The organism is Mycobacterium sp. IDUB_21 (assembly GCF_055419425.1).
On sequence record NZ_JBVAXQ010000013.1, the window covers coordinates 98057 to 114890 of the forward strand.

The 16834-nt window shown below is 66.0% G+C and carries 15 protein-coding genes; 5 read left to right on the forward strand and 10 right to left on the reverse strand.

The features are described 5' to 3' along the window. Window positions 1-12: 12 nt before the first annotated feature. Window positions 13-2253, reverse strand: coding sequence for a cellulase family glycosylhydrolase (locus ACZYY4_RS18355; protein WP_463811428.1), 2241 nt, complete (start codon window positions 2251-2253; stop codon window positions 13-15). A gap of 242 nt (window positions 2254-2495) precedes the next feature. Here ACZYY4_RS18355 and ACZYY4_RS18360 point away from each other — a divergent pair, with 242 nt between their 5' ends. After that, a complete protein-coding gene (locus ACZYY4_RS18360; protein ID WP_463811429.1) occupies window positions 2496-2879 on the forward strand; it encodes a nuclear transport factor 2 family protein in 384 nt (127 codons plus the stop codon). An 11-nt stretch (window positions 2880-2890) separates the two neighbouring features. On the opposite strand, the gene ACZYY4_RS18365 is transcribed toward ACZYY4_RS18360, so the two are convergent. From ACZYY4_RS18365 to ACZYY4_RS18375, 3 genes are read right to left on the reverse strand one after another with little or no spacing between them, the layout of a single operon-like run. Beyond that, a complete protein-coding gene (locus ACZYY4_RS18365; protein ID WP_463811430.1) occupies window positions 2891-3640 on the reverse strand; it encodes an SDR family NAD(P)-dependent oxidoreductase in 750 nt (249 codons plus the stop codon). Continuing rightward, on the reverse strand, window positions 3637-4884 hold the full coding sequence (locus tag ACZYY4_RS18370; RefSeq protein ID WP_463811431.1) for an alkyl sulfatase dimerization domain-containing protein: 1248 nt from the start codon (window positions 4882-4884) through the stop codon (window positions 3637-3639). The genes ACZYY4_RS18365 and ACZYY4_RS18370 overlap by 4 nt, the downstream gene beginning before the upstream one ends. Further along, window positions 4881-6134: a sulfotransferase family protein gene (locus tag ACZYY4_RS18375; RefSeq protein WP_463811432.1), complete on the reverse strand. Its 1254-nt coding sequence runs from the start codon at window positions 6132-6134 to the stop codon at window positions 4881-4883. Before ACZYY4_RS18375 ends, ACZYY4_RS18370 begins: the two co-directional genes overlap by 4 nt. A 56-nt stretch (window positions 6135-6190) precedes the next feature. On the opposite strand from ACZYY4_RS18375, the gene ACZYY4_RS18380 reads away from it, so the two are divergent. Together ACZYY4_RS18380 and ACZYY4_RS18385 are read left to right on the forward strand one after the other, a co-directional pair. Continuing rightward, window positions 6191-7081: a helix-turn-helix domain-containing protein gene (locus tag ACZYY4_RS18380; RefSeq protein WP_463811433.1), complete on the forward strand. Its 891-nt coding sequence runs from the start codon at window positions 6191-6193 to the stop codon at window positions 7079-7081. 54 nt (window positions 7082-7135) lie between these two features. Continuing rightward, window positions 7136-8125: an LLM class flavin-dependent oxidoreductase gene (locus ACZYY4_RS18385; RefSeq protein WP_463811434.1), complete on the forward strand. Its 990-nt coding sequence runs from the start codon at window positions 7136-7138 to the stop codon at window positions 8123-8125. Here the strand turns inward: ACZYY4_RS18385 and ACZYY4_RS18390 are convergent. Both ACZYY4_RS18390 and ACZYY4_RS18395 read right to left on the reverse strand, forming a co-directional pair. Beyond that, window positions 8122-9360 carry an NADH:flavin oxidoreductase gene (locus ACZYY4_RS18390; RefSeq protein WP_463811435.1) on the reverse strand — a complete coding sequence of 413 codons (1239 nt, stop codon included), beginning with the start codon at window positions 9358-9360 and terminating at the stop codon, window positions 8122-8124. The two genes, ACZYY4_RS18385 and ACZYY4_RS18390, sit on opposite strands and share 4 nt — an antisense overlap. Window positions 9361-9408: 48 nt before the next feature. Beyond that, window positions 9409-10419 carry a zinc-dependent alcohol dehydrogenase gene (locus ACZYY4_RS18395; protein ID WP_463811436.1) on the reverse strand — a complete coding sequence of 337 codons (1011 nt, stop codon included), beginning with the start codon at window positions 10417-10419 and terminating at the stop codon, window positions 9409-9411. A 161-nt stretch (window positions 10420-10580) separates the two neighbouring features. On the opposite strand from ACZYY4_RS18395, the gene ACZYY4_RS18400 reads away from it, so the two are divergent. Beyond that, a complete protein-coding gene (locus ACZYY4_RS18400) occupies window positions 10581-11723 on the forward strand; it encodes a cytochrome P450 (protein WP_463811437.1) in 1143 nt (380 codons plus the stop codon). A 30-nt stretch (window positions 11724-11753) separates the two neighbouring features. On the opposite strand, the gene ACZYY4_RS18405 is transcribed toward ACZYY4_RS18400, so the two are convergent. Continuing rightward, window positions 11754-12683: an alpha/beta hydrolase gene (locus tag ACZYY4_RS18405; RefSeq protein WP_463811438.1), complete on the reverse strand. Its 930-nt coding sequence runs from the start codon at window positions 12681-12683 to the stop codon at window positions 11754-11756. Next, window positions 12680-13525: an IclR family transcriptional regulator gene (locus tag ACZYY4_RS18410; RefSeq protein WP_463811439.1), complete on the reverse strand. Its 846-nt coding sequence runs from the start codon at window positions 13523-13525 to the stop codon at window positions 12680-12682. Before ACZYY4_RS18410 ends, ACZYY4_RS18405 begins: the two co-directional genes overlap by 4 nt. Window positions 13526-13751: 226 nt before the next feature. On the opposite strand from ACZYY4_RS18410, the gene ACZYY4_RS18415 reads away from it, so the two are divergent. After that, a complete protein-coding gene (locus ACZYY4_RS18415) occupies window positions 13752-14600 on the forward strand; it encodes a mycofactocin-coupled SDR family oxidoreductase (protein ID WP_463811440.1) in 849 nt (282 codons plus the stop codon). A 7-nt stretch (window positions 14601-14607) separates the two neighbouring features. Here ACZYY4_RS18415 and bphC read toward each other — a convergent pair whose 3' ends face one another. Together bphC and ACZYY4_RS18425 are read right to left on the reverse strand one after the other, a co-directional pair. Then, complete coding sequence (gene bphC / locus ACZYY4_RS18420; RefSeq protein ID WP_463811441.1) at window positions 14608-15516, reverse strand: biphenyl-2,3-diol 1,2-dioxygenase; 909 nt, start codon at window positions 15514-15516, stop codon at window positions 14608-14610. A gap of 1 nt (window position 15517) precedes the next feature. Next, window positions 15518-16699 (reverse strand): acyl-CoA dehydrogenase family protein, encoded by a 1182-nt coding sequence (locus ACZYY4_RS18425; RefSeq protein ID WP_463811442.1) that lies wholly within the window; start codon window positions 16697-16699, stop codon window positions 15518-15520. Between the last annotated feature and the right edge of the window lie 135 nt (window positions 16700-16834).

Sequence of the window (16834 nt, forward strand, 5' to 3'; positions counted from 1 at the left end):
GGTGCGACGCGATCATGCTGCTGCCGCAGTCACTGTGACGTTGACGGTGGTTGCACCGCCGTCGGAGGCGATGATCAGTTGGGGCGCGTTGGCCGCCGAGACGACGTGTCCGCCGGTGACATTCACCTGATAGCCGTTCGGAAATTCGACGGCCGGTGTAGAGATGGTGGTCTGCGAACCGGTCGCGAAGTTACCCGAGCCGTCAACATGCGCGGTGGAGTAGCTGAATTGGAAGGTGCCGTTCTCGAACGACCAGGGATTCGGGGTGCCGGCAACCGCTTGCGGGTAGGGCTGGGCGAGCGTCTCTAGGTTGGCGGTGTTGACATTGTCGCCGACCGGCGGCTGGCTGGGGTCATTGATCAGCGATGCCGGTGTGCCGTCGACACCAACGCCAGATATCTGCGGGCCGCCATAGACCCACTCCGTCCAGCCGATCATGTTCTGGGCGACGGGTTTGAGCGTGTCGACGATGGACGCCTGGTTGCTGGTCGACCCGAACTCGCTCATGAATGCCGGGATACCGTGCGCCTGCGCGTACGCCTGTGCGTTCTCCGCGATTGTGTCGACGAACGGCAAGCAGCCCAGGGCCCCTAGGTTTACATAGCAGTAGTCGTGGAATGACAACGCCGTGTTTGAGGCATCCACGTCGCCCAGGTGGATGGGCGCCATTGCGGTGGCGAGGATATTGGGTTCGTAGAAGATCGCTGTGGTCGGGTCCACGGACCGGATTGCCGATGCCACCTGGTCGTAGAAGGGGGTCAGCTGCTGGGCGTCGAAGTACGAGCTGCCAAAGACGATCGGTAAGAACTGATTGCCGACAAGCGGTTCGTTCATGATTTCGATTCCGAGCACGTCGGAATTGTCTTTGAACTGGTTCGCAACGACTTGCACCATTTGCGCGTAGTGGTTCTCCAGACCGACCCCATCCGACGCGGAGGAGTTGGCCCAGAACGCATCCACGGCGTGATTCTGCGCCGGATCGAAGAATGCGCTGAGCGGGAAGGGGAGGTTCGCGCTGGGGAGTCCCCCGTCGTCAAATGCCCACGCGGGTACCACGTTTTGGTGGAAGTCGAGCAGACTGACGATGCCGTGGTCGGCCAAAGTCTGCACGCTCTGCTCGACTGAGGCCAGGTAGGCGTGGTCGAAGACGCCGGGCTCCGGCTCCACAGCGGACCAGTCGACGCCGAGCCGGACCACGTTGAAGCCATTGCTGGCCAGGAAGGCCGCATCGTCGTCGCCGAAGCCGGCCGCGGGTAGCGTCTCGGATGTCAGTATGTTCACCGCATTGAGTCCGTGCAGGATCACGACCCGCCCGTCACTGTCGGTGAACGAGGTGCCGGTGGTCGAGATGGTATGTGCGACATCCGACGGCGGGCCGCTGGTCAGCGTGCCGGCGGCGCCGACCGCGCCGTGATCGCCGAACGCACCGGCGTTGCCACCGGCCCCGCCCAGGGCGGGCATCGTTCCGGCGGCGCCGCCGTCACCGGCGCTGCCGCCGTCACCGCCACTGCCTAACGCTCCTCCGGCGTCACCACCATCGCCGCCATGCCCACCGGTGCCGCCATCGACGCCGGCACCACCGTCACCACCTACCCCGCCGATACCCATAAAGGATCCACCGGTACCGCCGTCGCCGCCAACGGCACCGGCGCCGCCGTCACCCCCGGCCCCTCCGTTGCCGAAGAACCCGGCAGCGCCGCCATTACCACCGTCGACACCGACCTCGGTGCTGTCGTAGCCGGCTCCGCCATCGCCCAATAACCACCCGCCCGCGCCACCGCCGGGGTCGGCCTCCGTCCCGGCCGTGCCATCGCCGATCGCATACGACCCAAGGACCGTGTTGATGAAGCCGGCGACCTCCTGACCGGTGGAGCTGCCGATCCAGTCCTCAATGCCGGTGTGAAGCGGCAGGTAGATGTACTGGTCGATCAATTGAGCAAAATCGGGGGGTGTCGAAAGATCCAGCAAGTCAGTCGCGTTGGCCGCGTGATCGCCGGCAAACGTCGGGTCAAAGTTGCCGGCCAGCCCAGACAGATCCGCGCCCAGCGCGGGGGAAATGCTCGAGAACCAATTGATGACCGGATCGAGGAGCAGGTCCAGATCCTCGGCGTGGACCGCCGGCGCGGCGACCAACGGGGCCAAGCCGAACGTCAGGAAGGCACCGGCACCCGCACTGAGGCCCACTGCGCGGCGACGGCGTTCCTTGGTTTTCCACGAGGAGCTATTCCGCTTGTTGCTGCGCTGACCGTTCATCAGTTGCCTCCCATGTGAAGTCGGCATCCTTTCAGGTGCCGCTGCAGCCGTCCTCAGCAACGACTTATGGGCAACGATCCGGCGGCGGGGTGGGGCGAGGAACGTCACTTCCCGCTCAGCGGGAGGGCGATGCGGTCGGGTTCGGAGGTCTATCCGGCGGCCGGAACGGGTGGCGGGCGTCGCTGTTTCGTTGAGCGGGAACCGCACCCGGCACAAGCGTCCAGGTCGCTTAGCGTCTGCGCATGACCACCTCTTCGGACCCGACCGAGACCATTGCGGCGACCGTACGTCACTACCTGGAATTGGTTGCCGCAGGCAGCATCGACGCCATTCTCGAGCTGTTCGCCGAGGATGCCAGCGTTGAGGATCCGGTGGGCAGTGCGCCCCGTGTCGGCGCCGAGGCCATTCGGGAGCTGTTCGCGTCGCTGGGAAGCCTTGAGCGGGAGACCGAACTGCTGTCGCTGCGGGTCTGCGGGCCCGAGGCGGCATTTCACTTCGCTATCACCTTCGACGCCGGTGAAGGGCCGATGCGCCTGGAACCGATCGACACCATGACGTTCGACAGGCACGGCAAGATCACCTCGGTGCGGTCCTATTTCACCGCCGCCGACATCACGCGCCTGTAGTCGCCGCGCCGCTATTGCACGCTGTAGCCGCCGTCGATCACCAAGGCGGCGCCGGTGCAATACGAGGCGCCCTCGCTGCACAGAAATGCGATGGCGCCGGCGATCTCGGCGGGCTCGGCGAAGCGCCCGAGCGGGATGTGCGCCATCTGGGCCTGCTTCACGTCGGGGACGAAATCCATCGGCGCCGTCATCCGGGTGGCCACCACTCCAGGTACGACGGCGTTGACGCGGATACCGTCGGTCGCCCACTGTGCCGCCAGATTGCGAGTCATCGACAACGCTCCCGCCTTGGCTGCCCCGTAGCCGGGTACCAGCGCTACCGCCCGGATGGCGGCCATCGACGCGAGCATCACCACGCTCGCCCCGCCGGTCAGCTGTGATGCCTTGAGCGCATCAGCCAGAGCCACGGTCAGCCGAAAGGGTGCGAGCAGATTGATGTCCACCGATGCCGCGAACCCCTCGGCAGTGGACTCATCGAGTCCGCCCGGGAAGTTGGCTCCGGCATTGTTGATCAGAATGTCCAGGCTGGCGAACGACGCGGCGAGCCGGTCGAGGCCGGCATGGTCGGTCAGGGCGAGCTGGCGATAGGTCAGCCCCGACAGATCCACCGGATAGTCGGCAGGATCGGGCTTCGTGCCGGTGATGGTCACTTCGGCTCCGCTGTCACGCAATAGCACCGCTGTCGCATGGCCGATGCCGCTGGTGCCGCCGGTGATCAGTGCTGTGGCGCCGGAGAAGTCACAGCTCAGCCGGTTGTTCATGACAGGTCCCCGATCTGTTTGCGCAGCCAGGCCGCTTCCCAGAAGTTGCTGCTGTGTTCGAGCAGGTGTTCATGTGCGGCGATCAACACGTGTTTGGCCTCCTGGTTGTCGGGATCGACTCGGTGGACGACGTCGGCGAGCTGAACAGCCCGGATGGGACGTCCGGCGTTCAGGTGGGTGCGGGCGCGCTCGAGAAGGGCGGTCGCGCCGGCCAGTTCGACGAGGTCGGGGTCGACGGCACCGGGGCTTTCTGCGTAAAGCTGCGCCGTCGACCGGTGATGGAACCAGCCGGCGTAGTTCTCCCAGATGGCTCGCACGTTCCAGTGCACCATCCCATAGCCCTGGCCCACTTCGAGTTCGGGCGGCAGTACCACTTCGCGCATGAGGGTGTGCACGTCTTTTCCGGCGTTCATTCCCGCGACGGTCTGATCGTGCAGATAGCTCACCGCGTCACGCATCCTGGTGAGCTCCCACTGGATGCGGTCCCTGCCGATGATCGGTCCGAAGTGTCCGGTGAGCAGCACCTCGGCTCCGAGCGATCGGACCGTCTCGATGGACTCCACCACCGTGATGGCGTCGCGGTAGCGATCCCCGCGCATCGTCACGAGATTGGGGATATGCCCGAACAGGGCGCCGAACACGTTGCCGCACAGACACACCCCTTCGTCGGGGAGCCATACGATCAGACTGTCGGTGGTCTCACCTCCCGGTGTGGCATACAACTCCAGGCGGCGCCCGCCGACCGTGAGGTTCATCCGGTCGTCGAAAACCATGGTGGGGTGCGGTGTGCTCTGCGGTGGCAGTGCGCCGAACCGCTCCGCATTGCGCGTGATCGTGCTCATGGCCTTTTCTGCCCAGGCGAACGCCGAATTGGCGATGCGGAAGGGTGCCAGTAGCTCGTTGTCGCGCCGCCACACCTCCCAGTTCGCCTGGGCGATGAGGTCAGTTCCCGGGCCGAGGAACACGTCGGCACCGCCGACGTGATCGTAATGGCCTTGCGTGAGAATGACATAGCGAATCGGTGACTGGTCGACAGCGTCGTAATTCGCCCGGTGCACCGGCGCCTCGAAACCCATCCCGGTGTTCACCACCACCCGGCCCTCGTCGGTGGTCAGCAGGTAGGAATTGGACAGTCCCGGCGACAGCCAGATTCCCGCACCGACCTGTTCCGCCGCTGTCGCATGGGCCCCTGCGATCGCGTCGGCACTCGGGCGGCTGCGATACAGCGGTTCGTAGTCGGTCACGATTCCTCCCGAACATCAAAGCGGGCGAAGTAGAAGTCGAAGCGCGATCGGACCTCGTCGGGCGAGCGACCGAAATGCCGCTCGAGGTCGTATCGCAGCCGGCCATGCTTGCCGCGGGGATTGTCGTCGAGGTAGCCCTGCAAGGCCGCCTTCGTCTCCGGAAGCAACTCTGTGCCGTTGTAGTCGTAGAGCGTCTGCAGAATGGACATCTCGTTGCCGTTGAGTTCGTGGAAGCCGATATCCAGACTGCGGTCGGCAGCCACCATCTCGCGGTCGCGCACACACGCCCGGAGCAGGCGCTCAACGCGGTCGATCCAGTAGTCGACGAGGCCGTCGGGATCGATCTCGGTGCGGCGCAAACGGTCTCCGTAGGCCAACATCGTGACAGCCGACTGGACGACTGCCACCGGGTCGCGGTGGGTGAAGGCGACGGTGGCATCGGGGAACGCACCCATCAGCGGGCCGAGCTGCTCGCAGTGTTGCGGTGATTTCAGCACCCACTGGCGTGGCCCGCGCAGAAATGTCAGCGCTTTCAGGACCGTACGCAGGTAGGCGTAATGCTGGTGCTGATCCAAGGTGAGGTAGAAGTCCCGCCACTGCGGAACCCGGGCGTGCCATTCCAGGACGTAGCTGGCGAAGTCGAGGTCGAGCAGCTCCACCTCCTCCTCGATCGCCTGGGGGAACCGGTCGTGCATAGCGGCGATCAGCGGAGTCATCACCATGGCTCCCTGGTGCTCGGCGTCGGATCGGACGAACCGCGGATCGATGCCGTTGACGTCGGGACCTTCCCCGCGCAGCGGAAAGGGCTCTTGGCTCTCCCAGTAGGGCAGCGCGCGGCGCCGGGTGTCGGCGGCGATCAAGTTCACCAGATGCGTCGTGCCCGACCGGGGCAGACCGACCACGATGATCGGCCGCTCGATCTCGATGTCGTGGATCTCGGGGTAGCGCCGCAACAGGTCGGTCAGCAACAGCCGGTTCGACAGCAGACGAAGGATCCGGTTGCGCAGGATCATCCGGTTCAGGTTGGTGTTGCCGGCATCGGCATCGATCGCGCCGGTGTACGCGCTCAGACGGACCCCGAAATCGGCCGGGCCGAAATCGTCCAGTCCGGTGCGTTGGACCGCTTCGTTCATCAGCCGGTCCGGATCCAGGTCCACGGAGAGGCCGTCGAGCTGTTCGAGGACCTGCCGCTGCATCGGGTTGAGTACCGGCGCGCAGAGATCGTCGAGGTCCAGAGTTGTCTCAGCCATGCGGCGCCTTCCCGACGTGCTTGCGATGTCGAATATTCGTTATAGGATCCGAATATATGAACATCAAGCTAGAACAGTCCGATGCGGCGGGTCAATACCCCTCTCCTCCCACGCACCGGGTGATCGCGGTGGTCGAGCTGCTTGCCGAACACGCCTCGGCGTCAATGACACTCGCTGAAATCTGCCGTGAGCTGGGCATCACCCGATCGACCGGACATGCGATCGTGCACACGTTGGGGATGCATCACTGGGTGCTGCGCGACCCGGTGAGTGGGAAGTACTCGATCGGTCACGGGCTGCCCACTATCCGGCAGCCAGCCGCACCGGCGGCCTTGCGGGAGCCGCTGCATGCGCTCAGCACAGCTATCGACATGCCGGTATGCCTGTCGGAGGTCCGGGCGGGATCGATCGTCGTCGTCGAGTCGACGGCCCCGCCGTCAATGCGTCCACCGATCACCGCCGGTGTTCGACTGCCGTTCGTCGCACCTTTTGGCCGCGAGTTCGTGGCGTGGGCGCCGGCGGAGGTCCAGCAGGACTGGGTGGCGGCGGTCGGCCCGGTCAGCGACGTGTTCCAGGCGCGGATGGCCGAGGTAATGAAGGCGATCCGTCATCGTGGTTATGGAATCGAGCGCCTCACCGATCAACTCGTCCGGGTGTTCACCGCTTTGCTGGCGCTCGATGACGGGAACGCTCCGGACGAGGTGGCGGCCAGGCTGGCCGGGGCCGTCGCGGACCTGACGATCATCGACATGCTGCCCAGGGAGCTACCGACGGACACCCCCTGCGCTCTGGCCACGATTTCGGCTCCGATCCGGGACACCCACGGCACTGTCGTGATGTCCGTGTCGGCGCAGCCCTACCGCGAGCTCACCCAGGAAGCAGTGGATCGAATCGCTTCGCGCGTCGTCGAGTTCGCTGGATCCGCCACCGCCTTAGTCACCGAGTAGGCACCGAGTAGGCACCTACCGAATTTCACCCACGCTTGGACAGGACCCGATGAGATGGCACTACCGGTACTCAGATTCAACTTCGCCTCGCCCGACGGCGATCCCGCCCGCAAGCGCGAGATGGTGTCGGCCGCACTCGACATGGCCGAGTGGGGGGATCGCCGCGGGGTCGCGGCGGTCAGTATCGACGAGCATCACGTCACCGGCCACGGGTGGAGCAGTAACCCGGTCATGACGGCGGCACTGTTTCTCCAGCGCACCAACAATCTTCTGCTGAGCATCGACTGCGCGCTGGGGCCACTGTGGCATCCACTGCGGCTCGCTGAGGACATCGCTTTCGTCGACGCGGTCAGTGGCGGACGGCTGCTCACCACGGTCGGATTGGGCTATCGGGAAGTCGAATACCGGGCCATCGGTGCGGATTTCAGCCAGCGCGGCCGGTTGATGGATCGGTTGCTGGAAACCGTGCTGGCAGCCTGGTCTGGTGCGCCGGTTGTGGAGGGCGAACCGGGCTCGTCCATCGCCGCGGCGACCTGGTCGCAGCCGCATCCGCCGTTGTTTGTCGGCGGCGGGGTGCGGGCCACTGCGCGGCGTGCCGCCCGCTTCGGGCTGGGGCTGAGCTTGCCGGCGTACCAACCAGACCTCGCGCAGTACTACACCGGGCTGTGCGAACAGGCCGGCATCGACCCGGTGGTGATCATGCCGGCACGAGTGAATCGCGGCATGATCTTCCTCTGCGAGGACCCCGACGAAGCATGGGCCCGCTGCGGTGAGCACATCCTGTGGGAGGCGGTGACCTACGGCGGCTGGTCGGGCGACACCGCGCTGTCGTCGATGCACCTTCCCGGGGTGCAGACTCTCGACGAGGTGAAGGCATCGGGCCGCTATCGGTTCCTGACACCTGACGCACTGGTCGCCGAAGTCCGCGATTGCCCCGATTACGGGGCGCTGGTGCTTCATCCGCTGGTGGGCGGCATGCCGGTCGATGAAGCGTGGAAGTCGGTGCAATTGCTGACCGATGAGGTGCTACCTCGGTTGGCCTAGGTGCGCTGCGTGGTTCGTGCGCCGAACTGCGACTTCGGCGGTGTGCCGTAGCGCTGCTCGGGGTCGAGCACACAATGCGTGCGCCCGAACACGGTCACCATGCATTTGTTGCAGTGGTTGCACAGGCTGCGCTTGTCCGGGTTGTCGATCAGCTGGTTGACCAGGTCCGGTTCACGTAGCAGTGCCCGGCCCATCGCAACGAAACTGAACCCCTCACCCATCGCGCTGAGCATGTGGTCGCGGTTGGTGATACCGCCGAGCAGAACCAGCGGGGTGTGTTTGACGGTGGGCAGGAACTCCCGCGCGGACTCCAGCATGTACATATCGGTGTACGGGTAGCTGCCCAGCGCCCACTTGCCGATCAGTCGCACACCGACGTTCATCGGCGGCGGCATGACCGCGGCGAACTCGTCGACCGGGGTGTCGCCGCGGAACATGTAGAGCGGCTTGAACACCGACGAACCCTGGGTGAGCTCGATCGCGTCGAGGTTGCGGTCCTCGTCCAGCAACTGGACGGTGCGCAGCGATTCAGCCAGCTGGATGCCCTTGCGCGTACCGTCGTCCATGCTCAACTTCGCGGTCACCGCGATCCGGTTCCCGACCACCTCGCGGACCCGTTGGGCGATCTCGCGCGCGAGGCGTGAGCGGTTGTCGATGCTGCCGCCGTACTCGTCCTTGCGCCGGTTCATCAGCGGGCTGAGGAACGAACTCGGCAGATACAGGTGGCCGAAATGCAGTTCGACGGCATCGAACCCGGCGTCGGCGGCCACCTGCGCGGCCTCGCCGAATTGGTCGATGACACGGCTGATCTCATGGCGCTTGATCGCGCGGCAGTAGTCGAAAGATGACGGGTTGATGAATCGGCTCGGCGCCATCGGGGTGACCCGGTTGACCTTCCTGGTGGCCACCACACCGCCATGACCGAGTTGCGCCGAGATGGCCGCACCTGCCTGGTGCATCGCGTCGGCCAGTTTCTGCAGACCTGGCAGCGCCTGTTTGCCCATCACGATCTGTCCGGGTGCGCTGGCGCCGTCGGGGGCCACACAGCAGTAGGCGACCGTGGTCATGCCGACCCCGCCCTGCGCGAACTGGCGATGGAAGTCGATCAGCTCCTCGGTCACCAGCCCGTCGGGTGAGCGCCCTTCCGACGTCGCCGCCTTGATGATCCGGTTGCGCAGCCGGACCGGGCCCAGTGTTGCCGGCGCCAGCGGGTCCGGCGCGGCGGTGGGGGTCATACTCTCCGTGGCCCTTCGTAGTCGAAAAATCTTGTCGTGGTGTCGCTGTCAGTCGAGTGTGATGACGATCTTGTCCGCCGCTCCCGGCGTGGTCGCACATCCCAGGGCGTCCTCCAGGTCGTCAAAAGCGAAGGTGTGGCTGATGATGACGGCGTACTTCTCCCAGTTGTCGGCGATGTCACGGGTGACCTCGAAGATCTCGCTCGGATACCCCATGGAGCCGACGATGGTCAGCTCGTTGCTCATCACGTTCATCAGGTCCAGGTTGATCGGTTCCTTGTGGACGCCGACGATTCCGAGCGTGGCACCGCGTTTGACGGCGCTCAGGGCGGTGTTGACGACTGCGGGCACGCCGGCGGCGTCAAGGTAGATGTCGGTGCCGGCCCGGTCCGGCCACATCGATTCTCCTGCTCCGTGCAGTTCGATCAACCGGGCGACGACGTCTTCTTCCGCAGAGTTGATCACCGCGTCCGCTCCGACTTTGAGAGCCTTGTCCAGCCGCGCCGGCAGCACGTCGGCTACCACCACATGTTCTACGCCACGCGATTTCAAGGCGATGGTCGCACCGAGTCCGATGGGGCCCGCCCCGAACACCAGGACCCGGTCGGTCGGTTTGGGCGCCACCTGGTTGACCGCATGGCGCGCGACCGCCATCGGCTCGTTGAGGGCGGCGACTTCGAACGGGAGGTGATCGGGGATGACTTCGATGCTGTGTCCGCGAACGGCGTCGCGGATCAGCAGGTACTCGGCGAGCGCACCGGTCGACCCACCGTTGCCGATGACATCGTCGGGGACGGCCATCGGGTTGATCACGACGCGGTCACCGACCTGGACGTCGCGGACTGCACTGCCCACCGCGGCGACCTCACCGGCCGGTTCGTGCCCGAGGGGCATGTTGCCCTGCCTCGGTGGTAGGCCGCCGATGGAAAGGTAGAAGGTGTCCGACCCGCAGATCCCGCAGGCCCGGATTCGCACCAGGACATCAGTGGGGCCGACCGAAGGCGTTGGCGTTTCGACGATCTCGGTCTTACCCGGTCCGGTGATGATCGCCGCTCTCATGTCGGGCCGTCCTGGTGGGTGTGCATTCGATCTCCTTTCAGCTGCGCATCGAGGTGCCGCTGCTTCAACTTTTGCCATGCCGGAGTGGCGGAGGGCGGGGCGTTCCCGGTGATCGGGACAAAGAGTTCCGATCGTGACCACTCAGGAGAAGGGTCGCCGCCATGCCCGACACACAGGTGTTGTACGACCCGTCCAAGCCGGAGTTCCAGACCACGCTCTTCGACGTTTACAAGACTATGCGTGACGACCATCCGGTGTACTGCGATCCGGGTGGTGAGTTTTATGCACTGACCCGATTCGCCGACGTGTGGGCCGCGGCCGCTGATCACGAGACGTTCTCCAGCCGGGTGGCCGAGGCGAACGACCTGCTGCCCCAACTGATCTTCATGGACCCGCCGCGACATACGGCGCTGCGCAAGCTGGTGTCGCGAGTGTTCACCGCGCGGCGCGTCGCTGCCCTGGAGGACAACATCCGCACCTACATCCGCGGGCTGATCGACAGCATCGCCGCCAACGGCAGCACCTGCGAATTCCAGCACGAGTACGCCACAGTCATCCCCAGTGTGGTGGTGGGCGGCATGATCGGCCTGGACGAGCAATACATTGCGCCGATGCGCACCTGGACGGAGGCCTTCATCGGCACGTCCACCACGGACGCGCTGGAGGCTGCGACAAACATCTACCTGATGTTCGCCGAACTGCTCGCGGAGCGTCGCCGCCAACCGCGAGAAGACTTGATGACTGCCCTTATCGACGCTGAGATCGACGGAGAACGGCTGAGCGAGCAGGAACTGCTGGGCTTCTGCCTGCTGCTGGTTCTCGGGGGCAACGATACGACGGGGAGCTTGATCGGCTCTGGGATGGCTTTGCTGCAGCGCCACCCGCAGCAGCGCGAGCTGCTCCGGCGCGATCCGTCGTTGTGGCCGCGCGCTATCGAGGAGATGACCCGTATCAAGTCCCCCACCCAGGCCCTGCCCCGAAACACCACTCGCGATGTTGACCTGCACGGTGTCAGCATCCCGGCGGGCGCGCGGGTCATGCTGGTCTGGGGCGCGGCGAACCACGACGAACGCGAGTTCCCCGACCCGGATCGATTCGACATCACCCGCACTGCGCAACGTCACGCCGCCTTCGGTCACGGCGCCCACTTCTGCGTGGGTTCGGGCTTGGCCCGTCTTGAGGCCCGCCTCGCCTTCACCGAGTGGTTCGACCGCTTCCCCCGGTGCGCACTGGCCGGTCAGCCCGAGCGTCTCACCTCCACCTGGGCGCGTGCACACGACTCGATTCCGCTGCGTTTGGGTTGAGCGGACGGCCCCGCCTATGCCGTGTCGTGGTCACGGGACCGCCAGAAGCGCAGCCAAGTCCCGGGAGACCTGCGCGCGGCCGTGTTGGGCGATGTCCAACATCGGCATCGTCATGAACCCGTGGATGCCACCGTCGTAGCGGCGTTGCACGGTTGAAACCCCGGCTGCTTCAAGCGCTTCGGCATAGGCGACGCCCTCATCGCGCAGCGGGTCGTGTCCGGCGATCACGCAGATCGCGGGTGGCAGGCCGTGCAGATCGGCGTTCAACGGGGAGGCGTAGTGGTGTTGCCGGTCGGCGACCGATGGCGCGTATTGGTCCCAGTACCACTGCATCGCCGCGATGGGGTTGTAGTAGCCCGCACCGAACCGCCGGTAGGACTCGGTGTCGAAATCAGCGGCGATGACCGGGTACAACAGCAACTGCCCGGCCAGCGGGGGCCCGCCGCGGTCTCGGGCCATCAGGGCGGTGACGGCGGCCAGGTTGCCCCCGGCGCTGTCACCGGCGACCACCAGGCGGTTCGGATCGCCGCCGAGACGCTCGGCGTTCGTGCGCGCCCACACCGCAGCGGTGTAGAGGTCTTCGGCCGCGGCCGGCCACCGATGCTCGGGCGCCAGCCGGTAGTCGACCGCGATCACCACCGCGGGCACGCTGTTGGCGAAGCTTCGGCACAGCCCGTCATGACTGTCCAAGTCGCAGAACACGAATCCCCCGCCGTGGGCGAACACCACGATCGGTGGGGTGTCGCAGGGCGTGGCCGGCCAATAGATCCGCACCGCGATGTCGCCGCCCGGGCCCGCAATCGTTTCGTCGACCACGGCGCCTACCGCTTCGGGCTGGGCGGGTGCGACGAGCCGGGATCGGATCGTCTCCCGGGCCTGCGCCCCGGTCATCGTTTCGACCCGTGGGAAGCCGGCGTCCAGCGCCGCGATGATGCCGGCGATCTGCGGGTCGAGGTTCACGCGTACTGAAGTGCCGCCGGATCCCGGGGCAGCGCCGACCGCTGCGCCGGCACGCCGCGCAGTGGCCGCGGCTGCTGCAGTGTCGGCGTCACCCGCTGCGGGCCGTCTTCGATATTGCGCCAAATCCCCATCGCGGCCATCCGCACCGGAGCCACGAGCCGGTGGTCGAACATCATCCGGCCCATCGGACCGCACACCGACACCGCGGCGACGGCCTCACCGGGGCTGCCGATTGGGGCCGCCACGCAGCCGAAGCCCGGCAGCGACTCCTCCCGGTCGAATGCGATGCCGTGGGCGCGCACCTTGGCCAGCTCCGCGGTCAGTTGCGACCGGGTGCTGATCGAGTATCGGGTCTTGCGGCCCACCGGATCAACGAATTCGGGATCGTCGTCGTAGGCCAAGACGGCCTTGCCGACGCCGGTGCAGTGCGCGGGTTGGCGCCCGCCGACCCGGGTCGGAATCGCCGCGATCATCCGGTCGCCGATCTTCTCCAGATACACCACATCGGCGCCGTCGCGCACCGCCAGATGCACGACCAGCCCGGTGGTCCGGTGCAGTTCGTGCAGCAACGGTATCGCGGCCCGATGCAGCCGGTCCTGATGCACCGCTAGCGAACCCAATTCGACCAGCCGCATGCCTAGTTCGTAGTCGCGGCCGATACGGCGGAGCCAGCGCAGCTGCACCAGCCGGTCCAGCATCCGATGTGCCGACGAGCGCGGCAGTCCGGTGCGACGCACGATCTGGGCCAGGGTCAACCGCCCGGTCCCGTCGAACGCGTCGAGAACCAGGGAGACCCGGTCGATCACGGCGCTGGGTGTGGTGGATTCGACGGTCGTCGTCATGAAGGCCTCCGCCTGCTCTAGTGCCCGTTAGGTATATGCCTAATTGGCATATATCTGGCCGTACTATAGCCGTGTGGTTGTGGTCACACAAGTCCCAAAAAGGCGACCCCGACCACCGGCGCCGGCTGCGGTCCCGCTGGATAGACTCCGCCCGTTGACTGCTCTGCCGTTCCCGACGATGGTGACTGCGGTGGTCCAAGTCGGTTTATTCGCTCGAGAGGTGACGATGGCAAGCAAGCCGAGTGGCAGGGTGGCCGGAAAGGTCGCGTTCATCACGGGTGCGGCACGCGGACAGGGCCGCGAGCACGCGATCCGGCTGGCCGAGGAAGGCGCCGACATCATCGGGGTCGACGTGTGTGCCGATATCGACGGTGTGCGCTACCCGGGATCCACCGAGGCCGACCTCGACGACACGGCTGCGCTGGTGGAGAAACTCGGCCGGCGTATCTTCACCGCACAGGCCGATGTCCGAGACCTGCAAAGCCTCCGGGTCGCCCTGCAGCAGGGCGTCGACGAGTTGGGGCCGCCCGACATCGTTATCGCCAATGCCGGCATCGCCGGGTCCCCTTCCCCCGCCGCCAACATCGAAGAGTCCGACTGGCAGACGATGCTCGACATCAACCTGACCGGGGTGTGGCACACGGTCAAAGTGGCGTTGCCTCATATGCGCGGCGGCAAGGGCGGGTCGATCATTCTGGTCAGCTCGATGCTGGGATTGCGCGGTGGCGGCTATATGGCTCCCTACGCGTCCGCCAAACACGGGGTCGTCGGATTGATGAACTCACTGGCCAATGAGCTTGCACCGCAGTGGATCCGGGTCAACTCTGTGCACCCCGGCAATGTCCTCACACCGATGGTGGACAACGAACCCTTCCGCCGCAGCGTACGACCGGACCTCGCCGAGCCCACTATGGCCGACGCCGCAAAGGTGATCGGACAGTTCCACCTGCTTCCGCTGCCGCTGATCGAGGCGCGCGCGGTCAGCAACGCCGTGCTCTTCCTTGCTTCCGACGAGGCGCAGTACATCACGGGTGTGTCGCTGCCGGTCGACGCCGGCGCGGTCGCCAAGTTCTGACCCGCTGTCAGGGTCGCAGAGCTACCGGCATTTCGCCGGACCATTCGTGGCCCCAGTAGCTGTCAGCGGTGATTTCCTCGGCGGTGTAGTACTTCTCGTCCACCAGCAAGCCCTCGGTGCCGAACTCGATGTCCCAGCCGCCGGGGGCCCGGACGTAGAACGACACCATCTTGTCGTTGGTGTGCCGGCCCAGTGTCGAGGACACCGCGAAGCCTTCCCGAGTCACCCGGTCCAGTGCCTGGCCGACCGCGTCGAGGGTGTCGACCTCCACCATCATGTGGATGAGGCCGGGCGCGCCGCTGTGCGCACTCGGGCAGATCGCCAGGCTGTGGTGGCGCTCGTTGACGCCGAGGAACCGGATCCGCAGCGGGCCGAATTCCGGCGGTGCCGGCATCCGGAATGCGCCGCGTGAGACGAACCCGAGAACGTCGGTATAGAAGGCGTAGGTGCCGTGCGGGTCGGTGGTGGGCAGCACGACATGGCCCAGACCCTGTGCGCCGGTGACGAATTTGGCGCCGAACGGCGTGACCACCGGACTGTGATCGAGCACCGCGCCGTGGAAGACCTCGATCGTGGTGCCGGCCGGATCCTCAAAGGTGATGGCTTCCTCGACCCGCCTGGCGTCGGCCTCGGCCAAAGACAGCGGGTTGACTCCGAAGCCGGCTTGTTCAAGCGCTTCTCGCACCCGCGTCAGCGCATCGTGGTCGCGGACCTCCCAGCCGATGATGGTCACCTCATCGGTGTCGCCGGGCACCACGACGATCCGGGCCGCCCGCTCATCCATCCGCAGATACAGCGCGGACGGATCCGGGCCGGCACCCTGGGCGAATCCCAGCACGTCGAAGGCGAAGGTGCGCCACCGGTCCAGGTCGGTGGTCTGGATCGTGACGTAGCCGAGGCTCTTGATGTCGGCCATGTCAGATCATCGCCCGCAGCGGACCGACCGGGTCGACCCCGAACGAACTCAGCGCCGAGGCGTGAAAAACGGTGCCGGGCACGTGAATCGCATGGGCCAGGCCGGTGTGCGCATCGCGCCAGTACCGCTGCAGCGGCTTGTCCATCCGCATCGCGTTACCGCCGGAGCGGGAGAAGATCTGGTCGACGGCCATCACCGCCCGCCATGCCGCTCTGATCTGGGTGCGACGGCCGGCCGCGCGGTCCGCGAATGACACCTCGGCGCCGGAGTCGACGAGATCGTAGATCCGGTCGACGTTGGCGAGCAGTTCCTGGCGGGCGGCGTTGATGTCGGCGGCCGCCTCGCCGATCGCGTACAGCACGTACGGATCGTCTTTGACCGCGGTCTGCGCCGCCGTGACGCGGTCGCGCTGGTAGTCCAGGTGAGCCGCCAGCGCGCCCTCGGCGATGCCGATGACCGCTGCGGTGATGCCCAGCGGGAACATCGTCGACCACGGCATCCGGTACAGGGTCTGGGTCAAGCCGGATTCCCGTTGCGCGGTGCCGTCCATGACCTCCATGCCGTTCATCACCCGGTAATCCGGCACGAACGCGTCCTTGACAATGACGTCCTTGGAGCCGGTACCCCGTAAGCCCACCACATCCCAGGAGTCCTCGACGATCTGGTAGTCCTTGCGGGGCAGGATCATGTGGAACATCGTCGGCGGCATCACCGGCTTGCCTTCGTCGTCACCGAGCATCGCGCCCAGGAAGATCCAGTCGCAGTGGTCGGTGCCGGAGCTGAACTGCCACCGGCCGTTGAAGATGTATCCGCCGTCGACCGGTCTGGCGACACCCTGCGGCGCGTAGGGCGAGGCCATCCAGGTGTCCTGGTCGGTGCCCCAAACCTCCTCCTGCACGCGGGGATCCGCATAGGCGAGCTGGTGAGGGTGCACACCCACCACGCCGTTGATCCACCCGCTGGCGGGGTCCAGTGCTGCCGTGGCCATCACCGTCTCGGCGAACTCTCGGGGGTGTACCTCGTAGCCGCCATGGGTCTTCGGCTGCAGCAAGCGGATATTGCCGGCGGCCTTCAACATCTTGACGGTCTGATCGGGCAGCTGGCCGAGGCGCTCGGCTTCGGCGGCCTGGTCCCGGAGCTGATCCGCGATCTCGTTCACCTTGTCGAGTACCTGATTGCCCATCGTGGTTTCCCTGTCTGCTCGCTCAATCCGGCCGATCTGGCGGGGCGTCGCCCTCGATCGTGAACTCCTTATGCGGCCGTGGCGGCTGCCCGTCCCGGTCACCGGAATAGAATTCGAAGTTCCACGGCGATCTCG